A 19,226-nucleotide genomic window follows, 5' to 3' on the forward strand; every position below is an offset into this window, starting at 1 on the left:
GAATAATACTTAAAATCCGTTGTGCTCAGCAACCTGACTGAACCATTGACCGCTCTTTTTTAAAGAACGCTCCTGTGTATCAAGATCAACACGATATAGACCATATCTATTTTTATAAGCGTTTAACCATGACCAGTTATCCATAAACGTCCAAACATGGTAGCCAAAACAATTTGATCCCTCAGTAATTCCTTTATGCAGCCATTTTAAATGCTCTTCATAAAATTCAATTCGATAATCATCCTGAATCATACCTGTCTCATCCAGAAAACGCTCTTCATGCTCAACGCCCATGCCATTCTCCGCAACATACCATGGTATGTTGCCGTAATTATCTTTGATATTAATAGCTATGTCATAGATTCCTTTTTCATAAATTTCCCAGCCTCGATATGGATTCATACGACGCTCTGGCCAAATATATGAATCAAAAAAGCTTTCTGGTAATAGATTGTTAGAATCAATTGGCGCTTCTTTTTCTTTAATTCGCCGAGGCTGATAATAATTAACACCTAAAAAATCAACCGTATTATTTTCCATTAGATCTAAGTCACCTTCATTTACTACAGGGAGCAAATCGTAGTCTCTCAATAATTCTATTAACTGTTCAGGATATTTACCTAGAACAGACGGATCTAAGAAACTTCTATTAAAGAATAAATCTGCAATCCTTGCCGCTTTCACATCCTCTTCAGAGTCACTCCGTGGATAAGATGGCGTTAAATTTAAAATAATCCCAATCTCACCTTCTAAGTTCAACTGACGATAACTTTTAATTGCCTTGGCACTTGCCAGCATAGAATGATAAGCAACAGCTACAGCCCGCTTCATATCTACGACGCATGGATAATGGTAATGATTTAAATATCCCATTTCTACAGGGACAATAGGCTCGTTAAAGGTAGTCCATCGTTTAATTTTTTCACCAAAAAGGCCAAAAGCTGTCTTTGCATAATGATTAAACGCCTCAACAACTTCTAAGCTTTCCCATCCGCCTTTTTCCTGCAGGTGTAAGGGCATGTCAAAATGAAAAAGATTAATTATTGGTTCAATATCATTTTTCAGAAGCTCATCAAAAACATTATTATAAAAATCAACTGCTTTTTCATTAACATGAATTCCATCTGGCAACAAACGTGACCATGAAATAGACGTGCGGAATGAATTAAAATGAACAGCTTTCATACGTTTAATATCATCCTTAAACTGACGATAAAAATCGGACGTTATCATAGGACCGACACCTTCATGAAAACGTTCTGGTTCTATTTCAAACCAATAATCCCAAATGTTTTTTGCTTTTCCATCTTGCTGTGAAGCCCCTTCCGTTTGTGTAGCAGAAGCTGCAGCGCCCCACTTAAAATTATCTGGAAATGTATAATACGTTGACATTGCTGTCATCACCTCTTTATTCATAAATTCATTGCATTTAATATCCAATGGCTAAATTAGACATAATTACAAAACAGAGACACTGCTGCTAAAGCCAGCCCCGTATTTTGCCCTACTAATAAAATGCCTCATTTATGCTCACTAGATTTATGACCATGCAAATAAGCATATTCTGTTCCAATCCATTTACTTACATTTTCTCTATACATGCTAATATATTGTGAATAAATCATATCAATAATAATTAATAGAGGAAGTTGGCCAGAAACCTGTCCAACTTCATTTGTATTTTTAATTTGAGATGTTAATAATGTAACATCTGCAAGCTCATCCATGACGCTCGACCGGTTTGAGGTTATTACAATAATGGTTGCCCCTTTTTGTTTTAGCCGCTTTAATGAACGGATAACATACTGGTTTTCCCCTCGTAATGATAAATATATAACTAGATTATCTTGATCTAATAGAGATGAAATCATTTCTATCGAATCATAGTCTTGAACAACCTCTACATATTTCCCGATTCTTGTAAATCGAAATTTAAAGTCTTCCCCTGCAATAGCACTTAATCCCAACCCATATATATGAATAATTTTATGGAGTTGAATTAATCTGCATACTGATTTTATTTCTTCTATATCAATCATTTTATCAATTTCGGTAATTAATTCGTTATAACGAATTAATAAATTGCTTGTGATATTATTTTTATCATTAGAATGCTCTTGTAATGTTTTTCGATAACAATATATAAATTCCTTGTAATTACCAAATCCTGTTTTTTTACAAAACCTTGTAATGGAGGCCGTTGATACATTTATTTTTTTGGCTAATTCTGATTGTTTGAGCGGCGGATTCCCATTCAAAAAATAATCAGCGATTTGTTGATCAACTTCGGTAAATTTTAATTTAGAACTTTCAATGATTAAGAATATATCACTATTTAGCAATTGACATCACCTATCATTTTTAATATTTGATAAAATAAAGAAGACCTTGCTTTATGAAAATTGGATATAGATTGTTTTAATTTCTTTCGGTTTAAAAGCACCTAACTGTATCGTTTCACTTTGATAAGTCTCATTCTCATTCAATGTTTCTGCCATATTGGTAAATCCCCAAAATTGAATTGCTTTAAGACACATCACTTCTCCGCCATCATCAATCTTTTTGTCAGCAGGATTGAAATAACGAATAACAAATCCTTTTCCATCTCTCGATTTATGGAATGAGCTGAAGACAACATCCTTCACCTTAGCTGCATCAAACAAAGATATACTGTTTGGAACAGTCTCTGGTAGTGGCTGCATCACAAAATATTTTAAAGTTGTTGTAAATTGATTTAATGATTGGTGTTGATAGTAAGGCACAGAAACAGCGTAATTTTGATAATATGTGAATGCAGCAGCTTCTGAAAAAGTATCTCCAACCATAAAAGAGAATTTGAATTTGAGCTTTTTTTGCAGCTGACTATCTGGCGTTTCTATATATTTAAATTGATTGCCCGAAGCAACCCCGGGGCGTCTAAGCAAATCTGGTTTCCCAAGATATCCGACAGCCCTGAATAATGTAAGAGCAATACCTTTTGAACTGGACCCTATTATCTCATACTCTTTGATACCTTTGGAAAAAGCAGTGATACTTTTTTGTCCATCATGTAAATTAACGAAATTCAGCATCGGGTAAATACCAGTCGGCTCTTCCTTCCATCCACTTTTTTGCCAGGATTCTAAATTGGGATCGATAACAGGACGGGAAATAGTTCCAAATGGGGTATCCGCAATACTTTGATCTGCTTTCACATCTCCATTAACAACTAGCCGCATACGGTGATCAAAGGCTTTATTCTCCATGTCCAGCTGAAAATCAACACCCTCTGCTCCCTGACTTAAAGTGATACAGCATTCATACGGAACTTCTCCATTATATTCTTCCTGATTCCGTTCATCCTGATTTACAGGAATAGTAAAGAGACCTGATATTTTTAACGAACTTTCTAGCTCACCCTTAACATATTGAACATGACCCTCAGAAAAATCAAGGCAAATAATTCTGTCCTTTTCTGGGGGTGAATAATCATAGTTATCTCCATCATCGCCAGAATCTTCTATGAACAAGAAATTTTCGTACAATGTATCAGACACTTTGTTATATAAATTCAGTTGCCCATCAACACAATTAATTCTGTAATATTCATTTTCAATATGATTGAAAGGATTTTCATCCACTGATTGTGTGCTGTCGGCTCCTTTTTCACCTTCTACAATATCTAATACTTCATAACCCATTGCATTAAGTTCTATAGGAAGTACTATCTCTGATTCAAAATAATAAGATTCAGGAGACGGATTTTCCTTTTTACGAACCGGATCATTTGAATGCTTCTCAACGCTGATTATTTCATAAGCTATTTTCTTCCCTTTATGATAAATGGCAAAATCAGCATGCGCCAACGATACCTTCAGCTTTATCATCTGATTCCTGCGTACCGGCAATGTATTAAATACAGTAATCTGATTTTCTTTGATTTCATCCCTGGATTCACTAATCTTACGTGTCAGATAGTCGACAACGGAATAGGATAATTGATCAGCATCAATAAGTCGTTGTAAAATAGCTTGATTCGTCTTATCACTATTACAGCTTCCAGCACTATCATGGGCGTGATTTCTTAAATTCAGCTTCCAAATCTTATCAACCAGTTCTTTTTTATAAGGGATTCCTATTCGATCAGCTATGGCCATTAGAGGCTCTACTTGATAAATTAACCGGCGTTCAACTTTATCATTTAAATATTTATGATCAAACCTTGATGAATAGATAGAACGATGAATTTTTGATACTTCTGCATTTAAAAATTCTCCCTGAATGGTAGGTAACTCCTGTCCTTCACTTTTTATTTCACTAAATAAATTATCATAATTACTTTCAACTAATTGATCCTTCGTCAAGTTCTGGTTATAGCCGGCTATTCTTTCTTTCAAATTAATATCAACATACCTCTGGTCTCCCCCTACAGGAAGAGCAATATGGGATGATGCTGTATCCTTCTTAATTTGATTGATTAAAGGTTCACTATCATCGGATTCAATCAATTGAACACCGACAAAATAGCCATCCTTTATGTTATAAGCAACAACACGGCTTCCGTCCTCAGACTCCCAAAAGAATTCTCTTTGCTCCATCTTATCTGATGATAATCCTCTCCAAAAAACAGATTTATCTATTCCCATTTGAGAAAAAATCTTAGGCATATCAATAGATTGACCGAATGCATCAGGTATATATCCCAATCTATCTGCTCCTCCGAGTGAATCACCCAGTTCGATGCCCAGTTGAAGATTACGGACTAAAGATTCTCCGCGAATAATCATTTGATCTGATTGTGTATACCAAGGCCCTACCTTTAATTTTCCTTTTTGAATAAGAGACATTAATCTGTCTTTTTTTTCCGGGTTTACTTCTAAATAATCCTCTACAATGCTCATCTGTCCATCAAGCATATAATAATCTAAAATATTCTCTTCCAATGCCTTAATCACTTCGTCCACATGATAACATAGTTGTATGAATGACTCATTACTTGTAAAGTACCACTCATAATCCCAATGTGTATGTGCTATTACGTGAATTTTATTTGTCATTTTAACACCCTGCCTACTCTATACCTAATCGTTTAAATCGCTTAATTTTCCCTGAACCAATTGATACATGTCTTCTTTTGATGAAGCAGCTAAAATAGAATTAGTAAAGTCTTCATCAATTAAAGCCCTGGAAATCGTACTCAGTACTTTTAAATGCTCTTGATTCTTACCTTCAGGAATTGCCAATGCAAAGGTAATATGAACCGGCTTATCGTCCATTGATTCCCATTCAATCGGATGATCATATTTCATAAGCATCAACGCTGGTTTTATGACCGTCTTATGCTTACTATGCGGAATAGCTATTCCATCTTTAAATCCCGTAGTCACTTCTTTTTCCCGCTTTTTCAAACCCTTATAGTATGCTTTAGCAGATTTAACAATCCCTGCATTTTCTGCAAATGAAGCAATAAATTGCAGTGCTTCATCTTTTGTTTTTGTATTAGAATTAAATTCAATATTATTCACATCAAAAATATCATTCATCATCATTTATTCCACCTTTTTTTTAGTAAAACCGATTATTAACGCTGTAACAAGTACTCCCATCATAACGCTAAATATCCAAGTTACAAAAGGAATGGGCTGTTCGATATAACCGATAAACGTCCCTATTGGAGAACCAATCCCTCCATAAAACTTGATACCCAATCCGGCAGCAAGCCCGCCAGCAACTGCTGAGCCTGCAACAAAAGCGGATATCATCCGAACAGGGTCTTGTGCTGCAAAAGGAATTGCTCCTTCCGTTACGCCGACAATCCCCATCCCAAACGCACTGTGTGCAGAAACTTTTTCTGTTGGAGAGAACTTTTTCTTAAACATTATAGACGCCAGCCATATCCCGAGCGGCGCAACAGAAATCGCTGCCTGTGTTGCTGTCTGCGGAACGAAATTCGCCCCTTCAATGCCGTATTTCGCTACAGTATCCGTAAAAACTGCTGTACCAAATACAAGTGCTGTTTTATTAAATGGGCCGCCTAAATCAATCCCAATCATCGCCCCTATAATAACACCCACGATAACAGGAGCTGCTGCATAATTTTCGTTCAAGGTTGTCAGTCCGTCATATAAAAAGTTCATCATGGATGCCATTGGATTCCCGACCACGTACAAAACAAATAAAGATATGAGAAGCGTACTTACCAATGGAATCAGCATAATGGGAACAATTGGCTGAATTAATTTAGGATATGGAATCTTTTTAAGCAATTTAACCAGATAACCCGTAGCAAAAGCGACAAGTATGGCACCTAAAAATCCACCGCCAGCCTCGGCTCCAAGCATTTCTGCATCATTAGCAATATAAGTTCCAATCATTGCTGCAGCAATGGCAGGCTTACCTGCTATGGAATTGGCAACAAAACCAGCAAAGAGCGGTATCATTAATAAGAAACCAACTTGCCCAACATCAAATAAATGAGACATCAATTCCCCCATCACTGTCGATGTATCAAATCCCCATTCGATGATTCTTCCTGCCTCGTCACGTTGAAAGGCATAAACATTCGCTATCGCTAAAATAAGTCCTGAAGCTATAACCATAGGAATCATATATGAAATCCCCGCCATAATATGTTGGAAAAAACCGCCTTCTCCTGTTTTACCCATTGTCACAGAACCGGCCTTCGCTCCTTTTTCTCCATATATTGTTGCTTCATTCAAAGCGTTTTCAATTAATTCATCAGGATTCTTTATTGCTTCAGATGCCCTGACCCGCATGACTCTTTTCCCGTTAAAACGGGACATATCAATATTTATTTCTACAGCTAATATAACAACATCCGCTTCTTCAATCTCTTGATCAGTCAGAGCATTTTCCACTCCTATTGACCCTTGTGTTTCTATCTTAATTTGGTATCCTTTTTCATTTCCAGCTTTTTCAAGTGATTCTGCAGCCATATACGTATGTGCTATACCAGCTGAACAAGCTGTTACTCCAACAATCTTCTTTTGGGGCATTTGAAAACACGCCTTTCTTTCCCTCTTTTATTATTAAGTAGGTAGCTTCTATTAATAGCTAATTTCATACAGTTATTTATACTTACATCACCTATTTCTTCTATCGTAAAATGATTTCGGTTACAAAAAGAAAATAACAATTATGAATCTGGTTTTTATTATATTCTTATATCAAAACTATGTATATACTTACAAGGAATACTGTGTTAAGTATCTTTTTTATATGTTTTAGTGAAAGTAATTTCATTAAAATGTTTAAAAACACTATCAAAAGGCTTTTAAATTACCATTATTTTCAATTCAAAAAGACGCATCTAAAGACGCAAATCAATTTATTTGTAAATTCCTTTATCTTTCAACTGTCTTTATAGTCGAATACAACAATTAAAAGGGGGAATTTATTTGAAGTTTACAATATCAGGAGCATTCTTATTTTGAAGAAAAATAGAGGCTTTAAACATGCTTTTGATAGAATAAAGATTTCTTTTTTTAGCATACTGCTGTTCCCCACATTGCAGCTCTGCTAACCAAAATCATCATAAAAAGCCGGTCTTTACTGCCTTTTGCAGTGGAGACCGACTATAACACTCAAACTAACACTTCGCAGTATCATTTAAAATATTTACAACATCCCTTTTATCCAGCACAGCAAATTTCCCAATCGTACCTGATTGCTTATCATACTGCACCTGTCCTGCCAATTTTTGAACATCCAAAATTGGAATATCTAATTCATTGATACTAATCGGCGTATTTAATTCCCTGAAAAATTCTTCGGTCTTTCGAATACCTTCCAAAGCTTGCGCCTCAATATCCTGTTTACTTGTGACATCAAAGACCTCCCGCGCATACCTGGCAAATCTATGAATATCATTTTTATAAACATATCGCATCCAGGGAATCATAATCACCGACAATGTTTCTCCATGCGTTTTATCATAAAGCGCACTTAATTCATTGGCGATAACATGGGTTCCCCAATCATGGACACGTCCTACTCCAAGCGTATCATTTTGAGCGATTGTGGCAAGCCACATAAGTTCGGATCGATACTGATATTCCTCAGGATTGTCTAAAGCTTTCGCACCAATGCTCACTAATGTTTTTAATGCTGCTTCCTCCATTCGATCGATAATGCCAATGTATGTTTCAGGCGCAAAATATCTTTCACATATATGCGAAAATATATCCACGATACCTGCCGCAACTAAGCGTTTTGGTAGAGTATAAGTCAATTCCGGATTCATAAAGACAACGGCCGGTGTCAGATATTCAGATCTTACCAGCAGCTTCTGATTTGTATCCGTATTATTAATCACAGTGACATTACTGGATTCACTTCCTGCTGCAGGGTAGCTCAACACAACACCTGTCTTCAAAGCCCCCTGAACAGAGGATTCGTTTGTAAATAAATCCCACACATCATCTTCATAGACGGCACCTGCAGCAATTGCCTTTGCAGAATCAATAACACTTCCTCCACCCACTGCTAAAATAAAATCAATATCTTTATCACGGACAAGTTTAATCCCTTCTCTCACAACCTCTAGCCGGGGATTAGGCTTTACTCCTCCTAATTCGCAACAGAAAATATCATGAGCTTCTAAGTTTTCTTTAATATTTCTTATTAAATCTCTTAAATGAATGCCATCTGAGCGGTGTAATAAAACCCTCTGCACTCCTAACTTCTGCAGCTCTTTACCAACTTGGGATTCCGCTCCTTTTCCGAAGACAAACTTTGTCTTTACTTGATGACTGAAATTCAGCATTTTATCACGCACCTCCTCCCTTAACAATGCTATTCACACGCTATCCTTTTGCATCCTTCTCTGCGATATTATTCAAATCACTTTAGTTGTAATCCCTTAGTGTTTCGTTTAATAAATCCATAAAGCCTTCAAAATCAAGTTCAAGGGCAGCTTCTGCATTTGGTTCCTGCCCCCGGTAATCCATTGTCGGCGTTCTCGTTAAGTCAACTCCTGGTTCTGATCCTCTTAAATGCCGATAATCACAAACTGTCATACCCCTAGTCAATTCTCCATGTAATTCAATATCAATATGCATTGGCACCGATTTGATAAGTTTCGGGTTAATTATCCAGGCAACTGCACAGGCATCATGAAGATTTGCTCCATGTACATTGGCAGATTTCAAAGTGGCACTAATAAAATAATCCACTAATTCTGCAGCAAAAATACTTGCTTTTGTATTGATGTCCTGAAAATTTTTCAATTCCTTTTTTGTTATAATGCATTGTCTTGTTAAGTTAACTCCAGTCATCTTGACTAATACACCTGAGTTAAACACTTTAGAAGCAGCTTCCGGATCTACATAAATATTAAATTCGGACGCCGGAGTCCAGTTACCAAATGTCACAGAGCCGCCCATAATACAGATTTCTTTTATATTCTCAAGAATCTCCGGTTTTTTATTGATGGCACTTGCTATATTTGTCAGCGGTCCTGTAGCAATCAAGGTAATATCCTTATTTGTCAGCACTGTTTCTACAATAAAGTCTACAGCATGCTGCTCCTGCAGTTTTATTGTCGGGTCTGGTAAAACTGGGCCATCCATCCCCGTTTCACCGTGAAATTGAGGAGCTGTTACTAACTGATTTACTAACGGGCCTTCATGTCCGGCATATACAGGAATATCCACCCTATCAATCACTTCCAGCACCTTTAAAGCATTACTCGATACATTTTCCAGTGTTCCATTTCCACCGATTGTCGTAATACCCAGCACATCAAGATGCTTCGCTGCCAGCATAATAGCAAATGCATCATCATGACCGGGATCACAATCTAAAATTACTTTTTTCATTGTTACTCCGTCACCTCTTTCATGCTAATTATTCCATTTCACTTATACTTCTGATGTGTTTTCAAAAATTCCTCGAGCTGCTGTCGGCTTGGGGAGGATCTGGCACTTTCTCTGCTGACAGTATATCCGGATACTGCGTTAGCAATCTCCAGACTTTCTTTTAAAGTATTTCCGCTTAATATCGAAGCAATAAAACCACCATTAAACACATCCCCGGCACCAACCGTATCTATAACCTCCACCTGAAAGGCATTTTCAATGATTGTTTCTTCCCAAGAACAGGCCAGCGTTCCATCCGGTCCCATTCTGGCAATAATTGTTCGATTTTGATCTGCAAGCGATTTAACGCTATTTCTCCAATTTTCATTAGGATAAAGATAATAAAATTCTTCCTCTCCCGACCCTAGAACATAATTACAGTTTTTAACAACCTCTAAAACAGCATTTCTATAGGTTTCATTTAAACTTCCATCTTTTACTCTGAGATTTAAATCAAAAGAAGTAGGCACACCCGCTTCAAAGGCAGTCTTAAAAATCTCGATAATCGTATCCCTAGAGGACCCTTCGTCAACGATAGCCATTCCGGAAGAGTGTATCCAGTCCGCATTTTTAATCATTTCAAAGTCTATTCTATCCCTGTCGATTTTCTTAAATGCCTGCTTCTCCCTCGGCCAGCCCCATAACAATCTTTCCCCTCTTTTATCTATAAAGGCAAACACGCCGACTGTATTCACAGCTTCATCTAAAATCATATATTTCGTATTAACTTTTTCACTTTGCAAATCTTTTACAATATGATGGCCATACTGATCATCGCCGATTGTACCAATGAAAAAAGTTTCAATACCAAGCCTGGATAAAGAAACGGCAGTGTTGGCTGCTGTACCGCCGCCAATTAAATAAGGGGTCTTATACACTGCCTTCGTTTCTTCATCATCCAGAAACTTTGGGAAATGCACGATAATATCAACAGCTGCGTCTCCCACAACAACAACCTTCTTCTCACTGCCTGCTATGTGCATTTTGAACCGCCTCTACAAATGCTCTTACCTTTTCACGGTCTTTTATACCTTTTCCAGGAACAGATTTATCAAAATTTGTGGAAGTGAATGAATCCACACCATATGGCTTTGTAACCTGAATCGCTTCTGCCACATTGGCTGCATCCAGCCCTCCTGCAATAATACAAGGGACTGATGTACTTTCAATAATTGCTTTGTCAATATATATATCATGTGTTAATCCGGTTGCTCCGATATCATCAGCATCAGGGTTTTTCGTATCAATTAAGAAGAAATCAGTTACTCTTTCGTATTCCTTTACATATTCTAAAACCTTTTGTTCTTTCAACGGTGTATTTGCAAGGACCGGCAGCGCCTGCATAATCTTTAAACCAGGAAATGTTGCTCTTAATATTTCTATCTGATCGGGTTTAATCGCTTCAATATCACCAGAAAGATGCAGCACATCAGGTAGAGTTATATTCAGATTTTCAATAATCTCCTCAATATCCTCTGCAACGGTCAGCCCTACTTTAACTGCGGATGGCTGAACACTTTCAAATATTTCCTTTGCCTGTTCACAGGATATCTGCCCCGGTGTCCGCACAATCTTCCCGTATGAAACACCGATATGATGTCCCCCTTCCTCTATTACCATCCTTGCATCTTCCACAGTTCGTATTCCATAAATTTGTATAATCATGAACTCAGCTCCTTTTTTCTAGTTTTCATTATTTCATGAACCAATGCATCTACAGTAAAAACCGGCTTTTGAATACCTGTCTGCTGGCTGACTCTTGTCACTGGCGGCGGAGTAACAAAACTCTTCTTTAGTATCTCCGGCTGCGACAGTACTTCATATTTATCGCCATCCAGCAATATTTCACCCTCACAAAGAACAATGATTCTACTAAACTCTTTCACAACAAATTTCATATCATGAGAGATGGTTATACATAGCTTCCCTCTATTTCGTAAATCATCAATTATATTTGCCAATCGTTCAGATCCTTCTAAATCCTGGCCCATCGTCGGTTCATCAAAAATGATGACATCAGGGTCCATCGCAATAATGGAAGCAATGGCACAGAACTTCTTTTCTGTCTGTCTCAGGTCAAAAGGATGAACCTCCAGACTATCCTGCAGTTTACATAGCTCCGCAGCGTAAGCAATATTTCTATCTACTTCTTCAGCCGGCATATTAATTCGTTTAGGTCCAAATTCCAATTCATTTTTTACAGTATTTAAAAATAATTGATCATCAGGGTTTTGAAAAACATATCCAACCTGCTTAGACCATTGAGCTGTCGTTTTATTATGGATACTTTTTCCATTAATCAGAATATCTCCGCCAGTCGGCTGTAAAATTCCGTTTAAATGCTTCACAAATGTTGTTTTACCCGACCCATTTTGACCTATAATCGCCACTGGCTCTGTTCCTTCAATGATTGTACTTATCCCTTTTAAGGCGGTATCGCCAGCAGGATAGGTGTGTACTAAATCTTTTATCTCGATTTTCATGAATATAGCACCTTCTTTACAGCAGCTACGGCTTCCTGCTCATTCATAATGGGTTCGCCATTGTATAAATGATTGTCTTGTAACGATAGTCCAATTTGCGTAAAATCAGGAACAGCTACAGCATAGTTTTCCATTGCCAGGTTTCCAAATATATTTTTAGTCGTATCAATCGCTGCCTGCTCTCCTTCATGCAGCACCATTACCCGGTCTGCTATTCTAGCAACCTTTTCCATATCATGATCTACTAAGATAATTGTTTTACCGTCCTGATTTAATTCTTTAATAATATCAAAAATTTCCTCGCTCCCCATTGGATCTAACTGAGAAGTACATTCATCTAAAACGATAATATCCGGATCCATAACGATAGAAGATCCTAATGCCACCCTTTGAACCTGGCCTCCTGATAATTCCAACGGGTTCTTATGCAAAAATTTATCAATCCGCATCCGCTTAGCTATTTTTTGAATTCTTAAGACCATTTCATCCCTTGGCACACCAATATTACCAAGCCCATAGGCTAATTCCTGTTCTACTGTACTGGTGGTATAAGACAATTGATTAAAGGGATTTTGAAACACCAGACCTATTTTCGTAACCAGCTCGCCCATTTTCAAATCCGCTGTATTTTCATTAAAAATTTTTACGGTCCCTTCCCGTTCACCATCAATATAATGGGGGATTAGACCAACCAGAGCATTACATATTGTCGACTTTCCTGATCCATTGGCTCCAACTACGCAAAGGATTTCTCCCTGCTTCGCTTCAAAGCTGATGTCACGAATTGCATATTCCTTGCTGTTACTATATTTGAAAGATAAGCCTTCTACTTTCAGAATGGAATCCAAAGTACTCTCTCCCCTTCCTATATGAGGTTAAATCTGATAACGATGGAAGCTACAATGATGAGTAAAAAATATATTAGAAAAAGCCGCTTTATTTTCTTATCAACAGGAGCCTCCTCTGCCTGTACAAAGTTCGTCTGTTTCACACCCTTCATACCAAAGCCCCTTACCTCCAAAGTCATACCTCTTTCCTGTACATCTATTAAAGAGCCCATAATCAGCGGTCCAATTAAAGGAACAATCGCCTTCAGCCTGGTTTTTAAACTGCCGCTTGTTTCTAATCCTCTTGAATTTTGCGCTTCCTGAATGACAGAAACCTTTTTTTGCATTTGCGGAATAACGTTTAAAGTAGCTAATACTAAATAACCGGCCTTTCCTGTTATACCGACTCTTTGAAAAGAAGCGACCATCCTGCCTGTATCTGTCGTCTTTGTAGTGATATAAAATGAACCCAAAAACACTAATAGTGACCCGACAATATTCAACATCTTCAAGATGCCTTCCAATCCCAATTCAGCAAAGCCCAAATCTGCAATAATTGTTACATTATCTGGATTATAGAATCCTTGTATAAAGAACAGCATCACCATGATAGGAATAGCAAAGCCAATGATAAATTTAGCGAATTTTTTCAGTATCTTTGCCTTGTAAGCTACAAAGAACAACCCCAGAAGGATGACATATCCAATAAAAACACTTGGAAAGACTACAGAGCTCAAGCCAAGAGCAAATATCGCTACAAATTTAGTAATTGGATCCAGCCTTTCTATCGGCGAATCTAAAGGCTCATAAAAAGTTCCTGATTTCTTTGCCATTGTTACCTTTCACCTCCTTCAACGATAGATATTTTATTCCAGTGACGGCTGCTGATACTTACTGACAAAACTCTTTGGAATCTTTTTAAGAACCATATAAGCAATAATAAAAGCAATACCTCTATCAATCAGATTATTGATCAACGCCGACGTAAGAACGCCCTGCCAGATACTTCCCATCGTAGCAACTAACCCAGCTGTAATAATAGAAGATCCAGTTGCTCCTGTAGCCCCGCCAAATACGAATACAGTAATACTTGAAGCAACTACAACAGAAATAGCTGTCGCAACTAAGCTTGTAATAATCATTTTCCAAACATTTTTAAAGAATCCTGCTTTGATCATATAACCCGTTACAAGACCAACTATAATCCCCACTAATGCATAAGGCAGATAGATTGGATTCGATACTAACGCCAGAAAAACATTTGTTAACAGTCCTACCATCGCTGCTACCCATGGACCAGCTAAAGCGGCAGCCAAAACCGTTCCGATTAAATCAAAAAATAAAGGTAATTTAAGCGCAGCTGCTATCGAACCGCCTACCAAGTTGATACCTGCACAAATCGGTATAAGCACCAATGCCATCGTAGAAAACTCAGCTTTAATTCCTCCAATAAAACCTGTTTTTTCTTTTTTCATTAGAAACCCTCCTTTTAAAATAAATTAATGATATTTCCTTATCTATTGAATCTGTTGCATAATACATTGAATTAATACGTCACATCTTTTTGTATAGATAATGTGCATCTTTACATATTTCAGTCAATAAATAACATTTTTTTAAGCCTCCTTTCTATATGTAACCGGTTTCATATTAGTCTAAAAAATAAATATAGTTCTATTAACTATTCATTTTCTTAACAGTTTTTTACTATCACTTTTTATTTTTTTATCCACCGCCTACCTTATTATTTTTTGAAAAAACAGTATATATACTAAATGATATGAATTTTCTGTTCTTTCTATTACTCATAATAATAACGTAAATAAGTATAATGTCAATAATTTTAATAGGTATTTACGTTATTATTTTGTGTTTTTACTGATTTTATTCATTTTATACACCTTATAATAGGGGTAATAGGAGGTGCAGCAGTATGGAGATTGGAAAGAGAATTCGAAATCTCAGATTAGCAAAAGATCTAAGTGTTAATGGCTTGGCTAAAAAAGCATATATTTCACAATCTTATTTAAGTGACATTGAAAACGGAAGAACTGCTCCTTCTTTGGATAAATTGACTTTGATTTGTGAAGCATTGGATATTTCATTGAGTGAATTTTTCGGGTCTGTGCCGGAATTGCCGGCGGAGATTATAAAATTGATTGAGAGTGCAAGGAAGTTGACGGATGAGGAGATTAAGTTGCTGTCTCATTTTTTGGAAGTGATTGGGGAGAGGAAAACAGATGTGTAAATAGGTAAGGAATCTGTCCACCAGAATTTGCACTACCAGTAAATATTAACTCTCATTTCTTGGCAAGTTTATTTTTTTAAATTAAAGAACTCTATTTAGAATAGAAATTGATTAACTAGACTTCTATTCTTTTATGTAATTGCCTCCACATCAATATTAAAAGAAATGACGTATAAAATGGCAATCTCTTATCATTCATTATGGTAATCAGGGATTCCCATTTTTTGTTTTGTGTATTAGATTATTTCTATTCCCAGATTTTCATCATTAAAACTGAATTCCTTTTATTCAAAAATAAGTATTCTATCAATACGCTAGAAAGAAGAGCCGCTTGAAATAAAAATTCATTCCAAAAGTATAAAGATAAGCTCTATTGTAGTTAAAAATCGTTTTTTGTGATGTTTTTTGGGGTCCACAGAACCATTTTATTGAGCTAATATATATTAGGAAGGAGATTTTAGAAAATAGGAGGGGATTTTGATGTCTAACAAATATTTATCATTTATAACAGATGATGACTTATTTACTTGTATAGAATTTCTTTATAATGAATATGAAAAGGCTTTGCAAGGTATTGATTACCATAAATTTTTCAAGAATCGAATTGATACATTTAAAATGACTTTTGACAAAGCAGTTAATAATCTTAATGAGCAAAGTTGGTTAGCTGCAGAACTGCAAAGACAGGTAGAAAAAACAATAACAAATCATGTCGGAACTTTTCATGAGATGCTTATAGGAAAAATCGATGGTTACACTAACTATTCTGTAGGTAATAGTTACGATATAGCTAAAGATGATCACACAATATTTGCTGAAATTAAAAATAAACATAATACAGTTACAGGAACTCACGTAGTTAGTTTATTTAATAAAATCAAAGGCTATGCAGAGAAATACCCAAATGCAACCTGTTACTACGTACGAATTATTGATACAACAAGCCGAAATGAGGTTTGGTCATTCAGAAGTGGTTCTGTAGATCCTATTAAGAATCAAAAACCGTTGTATCAACATCCACGAATCAGAATAATTTCAGGAGATCAATTTTATAAATTAGTAACTGGTGTTGACGATGCTTATAAACAATTATGTGAAATAATTCCTATAGCTCTTAATGATTGGATGAGCGCAAGGCAAGCAAAACAAGGTTCAAGTATGGGGCTTTTCGCTGAGCTCTATCATCAATCACAAAAGAATAAGAGATCATTATTTGAAGAAATCATTTATATAAATTATCCGTTGTCTGGATATATAGGTTTTTGATAATAGAAGATTGATATTCAACTAATATTTATTTTGGTGTAAAACCTATCAGAGCCAATTCTTGCTATCATTTATCATGGGATTCATAAATATAAAAGTGTTAATAGAATTAAATTCGAATCCATAGATCTTACTAAAGCTACACCTAAAAAATAAATAGCCTGAAGGGATAAGATATTAAAAAATTTTCAACTGATATTCCATTAATTTGGTTATAATTTAAATTTTCGAAGTCAATATCAAATTATAAATTTTAATTTAATCTTGTAACTACATAAAAATAGCAGAGCCATTTAGCTGAAAATTTTTAGAATTTAATATAAAAAAGCTATGAGGAAAAATGATTCATTCCTAATCACGTAGTACTAGGTTTATCATCTTTACTTAATGCTATTGAATGTAAAATTTGATTATAGCCAATCGATTAATCTCTTTTCTCGTATTATTTACCAATATCTACAGCCCTAGAACTTATCAATAGATATTTCTAGGGTTGGTTCTTTATACTAGTAAATTCTTTGGCAAACAGCGGTAAAATTCAGTGGCCATAATTATTGGCTCTCCAGTCCGTAAACAGGTGGCTCTTTTCTCCACAATAACTCCCAAAACTTCGCATAAATGTTTCAATCCATCCGCAATACTCATTTCTTGCTTAATTTCTAATTTTAAATGGTCATGTTTCATCAGGTTAACATCTTCCAGTTTTTGACTAGGTGTAGCAGTTTAAACAATCTACAACAGAGGGAAGACGTAGTTAAATACATCCTCCCTCTCCTCTTTAATTCAATTTATTTAAAACATTTACAATAGAGAGCCCAATAGCTTTAGCCATATTAACTGGTACAGCATTACCTATTTGTTTATAAGCATTGCCTGTAGAACACTCAAATTTCCAGCTATCAGGAAAACTCTGAATTCTGGCATATTCTCTAACCGTAAAAGGCCTAGTTTCATCAGGGTGGCATCTCTCGGTCTGTTTCTGAGCAGGTGAGCAAGTTAGAGTTAAAGAAGGTTCGTCCCATGACAACCTTCTTGCCATTCCTGTCCTCCCTCCTCCTGAGTAATAACTTTTGCCCATATAATCTTTAGCTATATCATCCGGCAGGTCTCTCCAATAACCTCCAGCAGGAACAAGATCTAATACCTTGCTTTTTGACTCAGGATATTTTGCTCCTTCAGACTCTGGTACATCTCTAAGAATATCCTTTAACGTTAACTCATACCCATAAGGTTGAGGAAAAAAGTATTCTAGTTTCTCCTTATTAACCAAGTCATTTCTAATACCAACAATAACTATTCTTTCTCTTTTTTGAGCTACATCATAGTCTAATGCTCTAAGAACTTTCCATTTAACTTTATAGTCCATATCTGAGAATACATCTAACATCGTCTTTAAAGTATTCCCTCCATCATGATTAACAAGACCTTTTACATTCTCAGCTAAAAACATTTTGGGCTTTAGCTTATCAAGAATTTTTGCATAGTGAAAAAACATTGTACCCCTAGCATCTTGTAAACCACCTTTTTTTCCTGCATAACTAAATGACTGGCAGGGGTATCCACCTGATAATAAGTCAAGCTCTCCTACAGGTGGGACATCTACATAATTCTCTATGCCTCTTTTAGTAACCTTTTCAATATCTTCCTCAATAACCTTCCAATTAGGTCTATTTCTTCTTAAAGTCTGACAGGCGTGTTTATCTATTTCAATATTCCCTATAGAATCAAAACCTGCATATTCAAGACCTAATCCTAATCCCCCTGCTCCTGCAAACAATTCTAATACTGTATACTTTTTATTAGCTTTAGTACTCCTAACCTCGACAAAATCATTTAGATCGTTTTGATTCATTTTCTTTTGATTCTTACCTTTTTTGTATATTACCCCTCTAGGATTTTCTTCTTCTATCCCTAAATTCAACTCCAACTGTTCAGTTATATCCTCTAAGTTTACCTCTAATTTTTCACAAAGTTTCATAGCATTAGATTTGATAGGATTAAAATTAGGAGATAACAACATAGAAAGTTGGTTTTTGCTCAAACCTAATTCTTCTGCCAACTCTTTTTGAGTTGATATACCTTGATTTTTCATATGTAATCTTACTTTATCTTTGCTTATATACATTTGTAACCCCTCACATAGTTAAATATTTTTTTAACTTTTATTAGGGTTATTATACACACAAGCGTTCTGTGAGTCAATAAATTAAGACAAAAAAAGACACCATTCGCAAATTGAAAAATTATTATAAAATAGACTAGTAAGTTATTTAGAAGAAGTATCGAAAACTCTAACCTCATTTCTACGGTTTACTTCGCAATAAGTGGTAAATAACATGATAAGGGTGGCAAAATCCCTTGGCCATAATCAATTTTATAACTAAACTACCTCCTATTACTTGTTAAATCTTATTATAGATGTATTTGTACTTATTTTATTTCTGCTGTTAAGTGACCTTAAATCATGAACCAGTTGATTAATATCTCATGGTTTTCGTACAATTCTTTCACGGGCAGGTAAGTGTCGTATAACCACTAATAATAC

Annotated in this window: 16 protein-coding genes; 2 read left to right on the forward strand and 14 right to left on the reverse strand. The window is 35.9% G+C overall.

Annotated features, from left to right (window positions below; genetic code table 11):
* Positions 1-9: 9 nt before the first annotated feature.
* The 13 genes from MKY30_RS05410 to MKY30_RS05470 form a co-directional block, all read right to left on the reverse strand.
* Complete coding sequence (locus MKY30_RS05410; protein ID WP_341082995.1) at positions 10-1,392, reverse strand: glycoside hydrolase family 1 protein; 1,383 nt, start codon at positions 1,390-1,392, stop codon at positions 10-12.
* A 128-nt stretch (positions 1,393-1,520) separates the two neighbouring features.
* Positions 1,521-2,342, reverse strand: coding sequence for a MurR/RpiR family transcriptional regulator (locus tag MKY30_RS05415; RefSeq protein WP_341082996.1), 822 nt, complete (start codon positions 2,340-2,342; stop codon positions 1,521-1,523).
* 51 nt (positions 2,343-2,393) lie between these two features.
* Positions 2,394-5,036, reverse strand: a complete 2,643-nt coding sequence (locus tag MKY30_RS05420; protein ID WP_341082997.1) for a glycoside hydrolase family 38 N-terminal domain-containing protein — start codon at positions 5,034-5,036, stop codon at positions 2,394-2,396.
* Between the two features lie 24 nt (positions 5,037-5,060).
* Entirely contained in the window at positions 5,061-5,525 is a 465-nt protein-coding gene (locus MKY30_RS05425) for a PTS sugar transporter subunit IIA (protein ID WP_341082998.1), read from the reverse strand.
* A gap of 3 nt (positions 5,526-5,528) precedes the next feature.
* A complete protein-coding gene (locus MKY30_RS05430; RefSeq protein WP_341082999.1) occupies positions 5,529-6,995 on the reverse strand; it encodes a PTS fructose transporter subunit IIC in 1,467 nt (488 codons plus the stop codon).
* A gap of 593 nt (positions 6,996-7,588) precedes the next feature.
* A complete protein-coding gene (locus MKY30_RS05435) occupies positions 7,589-8,764 on the reverse strand; it encodes an iron-containing alcohol dehydrogenase (protein WP_341083001.1) in 1,176 nt (391 codons plus the stop codon).
* 82 nt (positions 8,765-8,846) lie between these two features.
* On the reverse strand, positions 8,847-9,818 hold the full coding sequence (locus MKY30_RS05440) for a nucleoside hydrolase (protein WP_341083002.1): 972 nt from the start codon (positions 9,816-9,818) through the stop codon (positions 8,847-8,849).
* A gap of 38 nt (positions 9,819-9,856) precedes the next feature.
* Positions 9,857-10,840: a carbohydrate kinase family protein gene (locus MKY30_RS05445; RefSeq protein WP_341083003.1), complete on the reverse strand. Its 984-nt coding sequence runs from the start codon at positions 10,838-10,840 to the stop codon at positions 9,857-9,859.
* Entirely contained in the window at positions 10,821-11,522 is a 702-nt protein-coding gene (locus MKY30_RS05450; protein ID WP_156986234.1) for a phosphoribosylanthranilate isomerase, read from the reverse strand. Before MKY30_RS05450 ends, MKY30_RS05445 begins: the two co-directional genes overlap by 20 nt.
* The gene (locus MKY30_RS05455; RefSeq protein WP_156986235.1) at positions 11,519-12,340 is read right to left on the reverse strand and encodes an ATP-binding cassette domain-containing protein; all 822 of its coding nucleotides are present in this window, start codon (positions 12,338-12,340) and stop codon (positions 11,519-11,521) included. The genes MKY30_RS05450 and MKY30_RS05455 overlap by 4 nt, the downstream gene beginning before the upstream one ends.
* A complete protein-coding gene (locus MKY30_RS05460) occupies positions 12,337-13,188 on the reverse strand; it encodes an energy-coupling factor ABC transporter ATP-binding protein (RefSeq protein ID WP_341083004.1) in 852 nt (283 codons plus the stop codon). Before MKY30_RS05460 ends, MKY30_RS05455 begins: the two co-directional genes overlap by 4 nt.
* A 17-nt stretch (positions 13,189-13,205) precedes the next feature.
* Positions 13,206-14,000 (reverse strand): energy-coupling factor transporter transmembrane component T family protein, encoded by a 795-nt coding sequence (locus MKY30_RS05465; protein ID WP_341083005.1) that lies wholly within the window; start codon positions 13,998-14,000, stop codon positions 13,206-13,208.
* A gap of 33 nt (positions 14,001-14,033) precedes the next feature.
* A complete protein-coding gene (locus tag MKY30_RS05470; RefSeq protein ID WP_156986238.1) occupies positions 14,034-14,642 on the reverse strand; it encodes an ECF transporter S component in 609 nt (202 codons plus the stop codon).
* Between the two features lie 458 nt (positions 14,643-15,100).
* Here MKY30_RS05470 and MKY30_RS05475 point away from each other — a divergent pair, with 458 nt between their 5' ends.
* Together MKY30_RS05475 and MKY30_RS05480 are read left to right on the forward strand one after the other, a co-directional pair.
* Complete coding sequence (locus MKY30_RS05475; protein WP_341083006.1) at positions 15,101-15,415, forward strand: helix-turn-helix domain-containing protein; 315 nt, start codon at positions 15,101-15,103, stop codon at positions 15,413-15,415.
* Positions 15,416-15,895: 480 nt separating this feature from the next.
* A complete protein-coding gene (locus tag MKY30_RS05480; protein WP_341083007.1) occupies positions 15,896-16,681 on the forward strand; it encodes an Eco47II family restriction endonuclease in 786 nt (261 codons plus the stop codon).
* Between the two features lie 778 nt (positions 16,682-17,459).
* On the opposite strand, the gene dcm is transcribed toward MKY30_RS05480, so the two are convergent.
* Positions 17,460-18,806 carry a DNA (cytosine-5-)-methyltransferase gene (dcm, locus tag MKY30_RS05485; RefSeq protein ID WP_341083008.1) on the reverse strand — a complete coding sequence of 449 codons (1,347 nt, stop codon included), beginning with the start codon at positions 18,804-18,806 and terminating at the stop codon, positions 17,460-17,462.
* Between the last annotated feature and the right edge of the window lie 420 nt (positions 18,807-19,226).

Origin of the sequence: Oceanobacillus sp. FSL W8-0428 (assembly GCF_038004405.1) — a bacterium.
In the GTDB taxonomy this organism is placed as follows: Bacteria; Bacillota; Bacilli; order Bacillales; family Amphibacillaceae; genus Oceanobacillus; species Oceanobacillus sojae.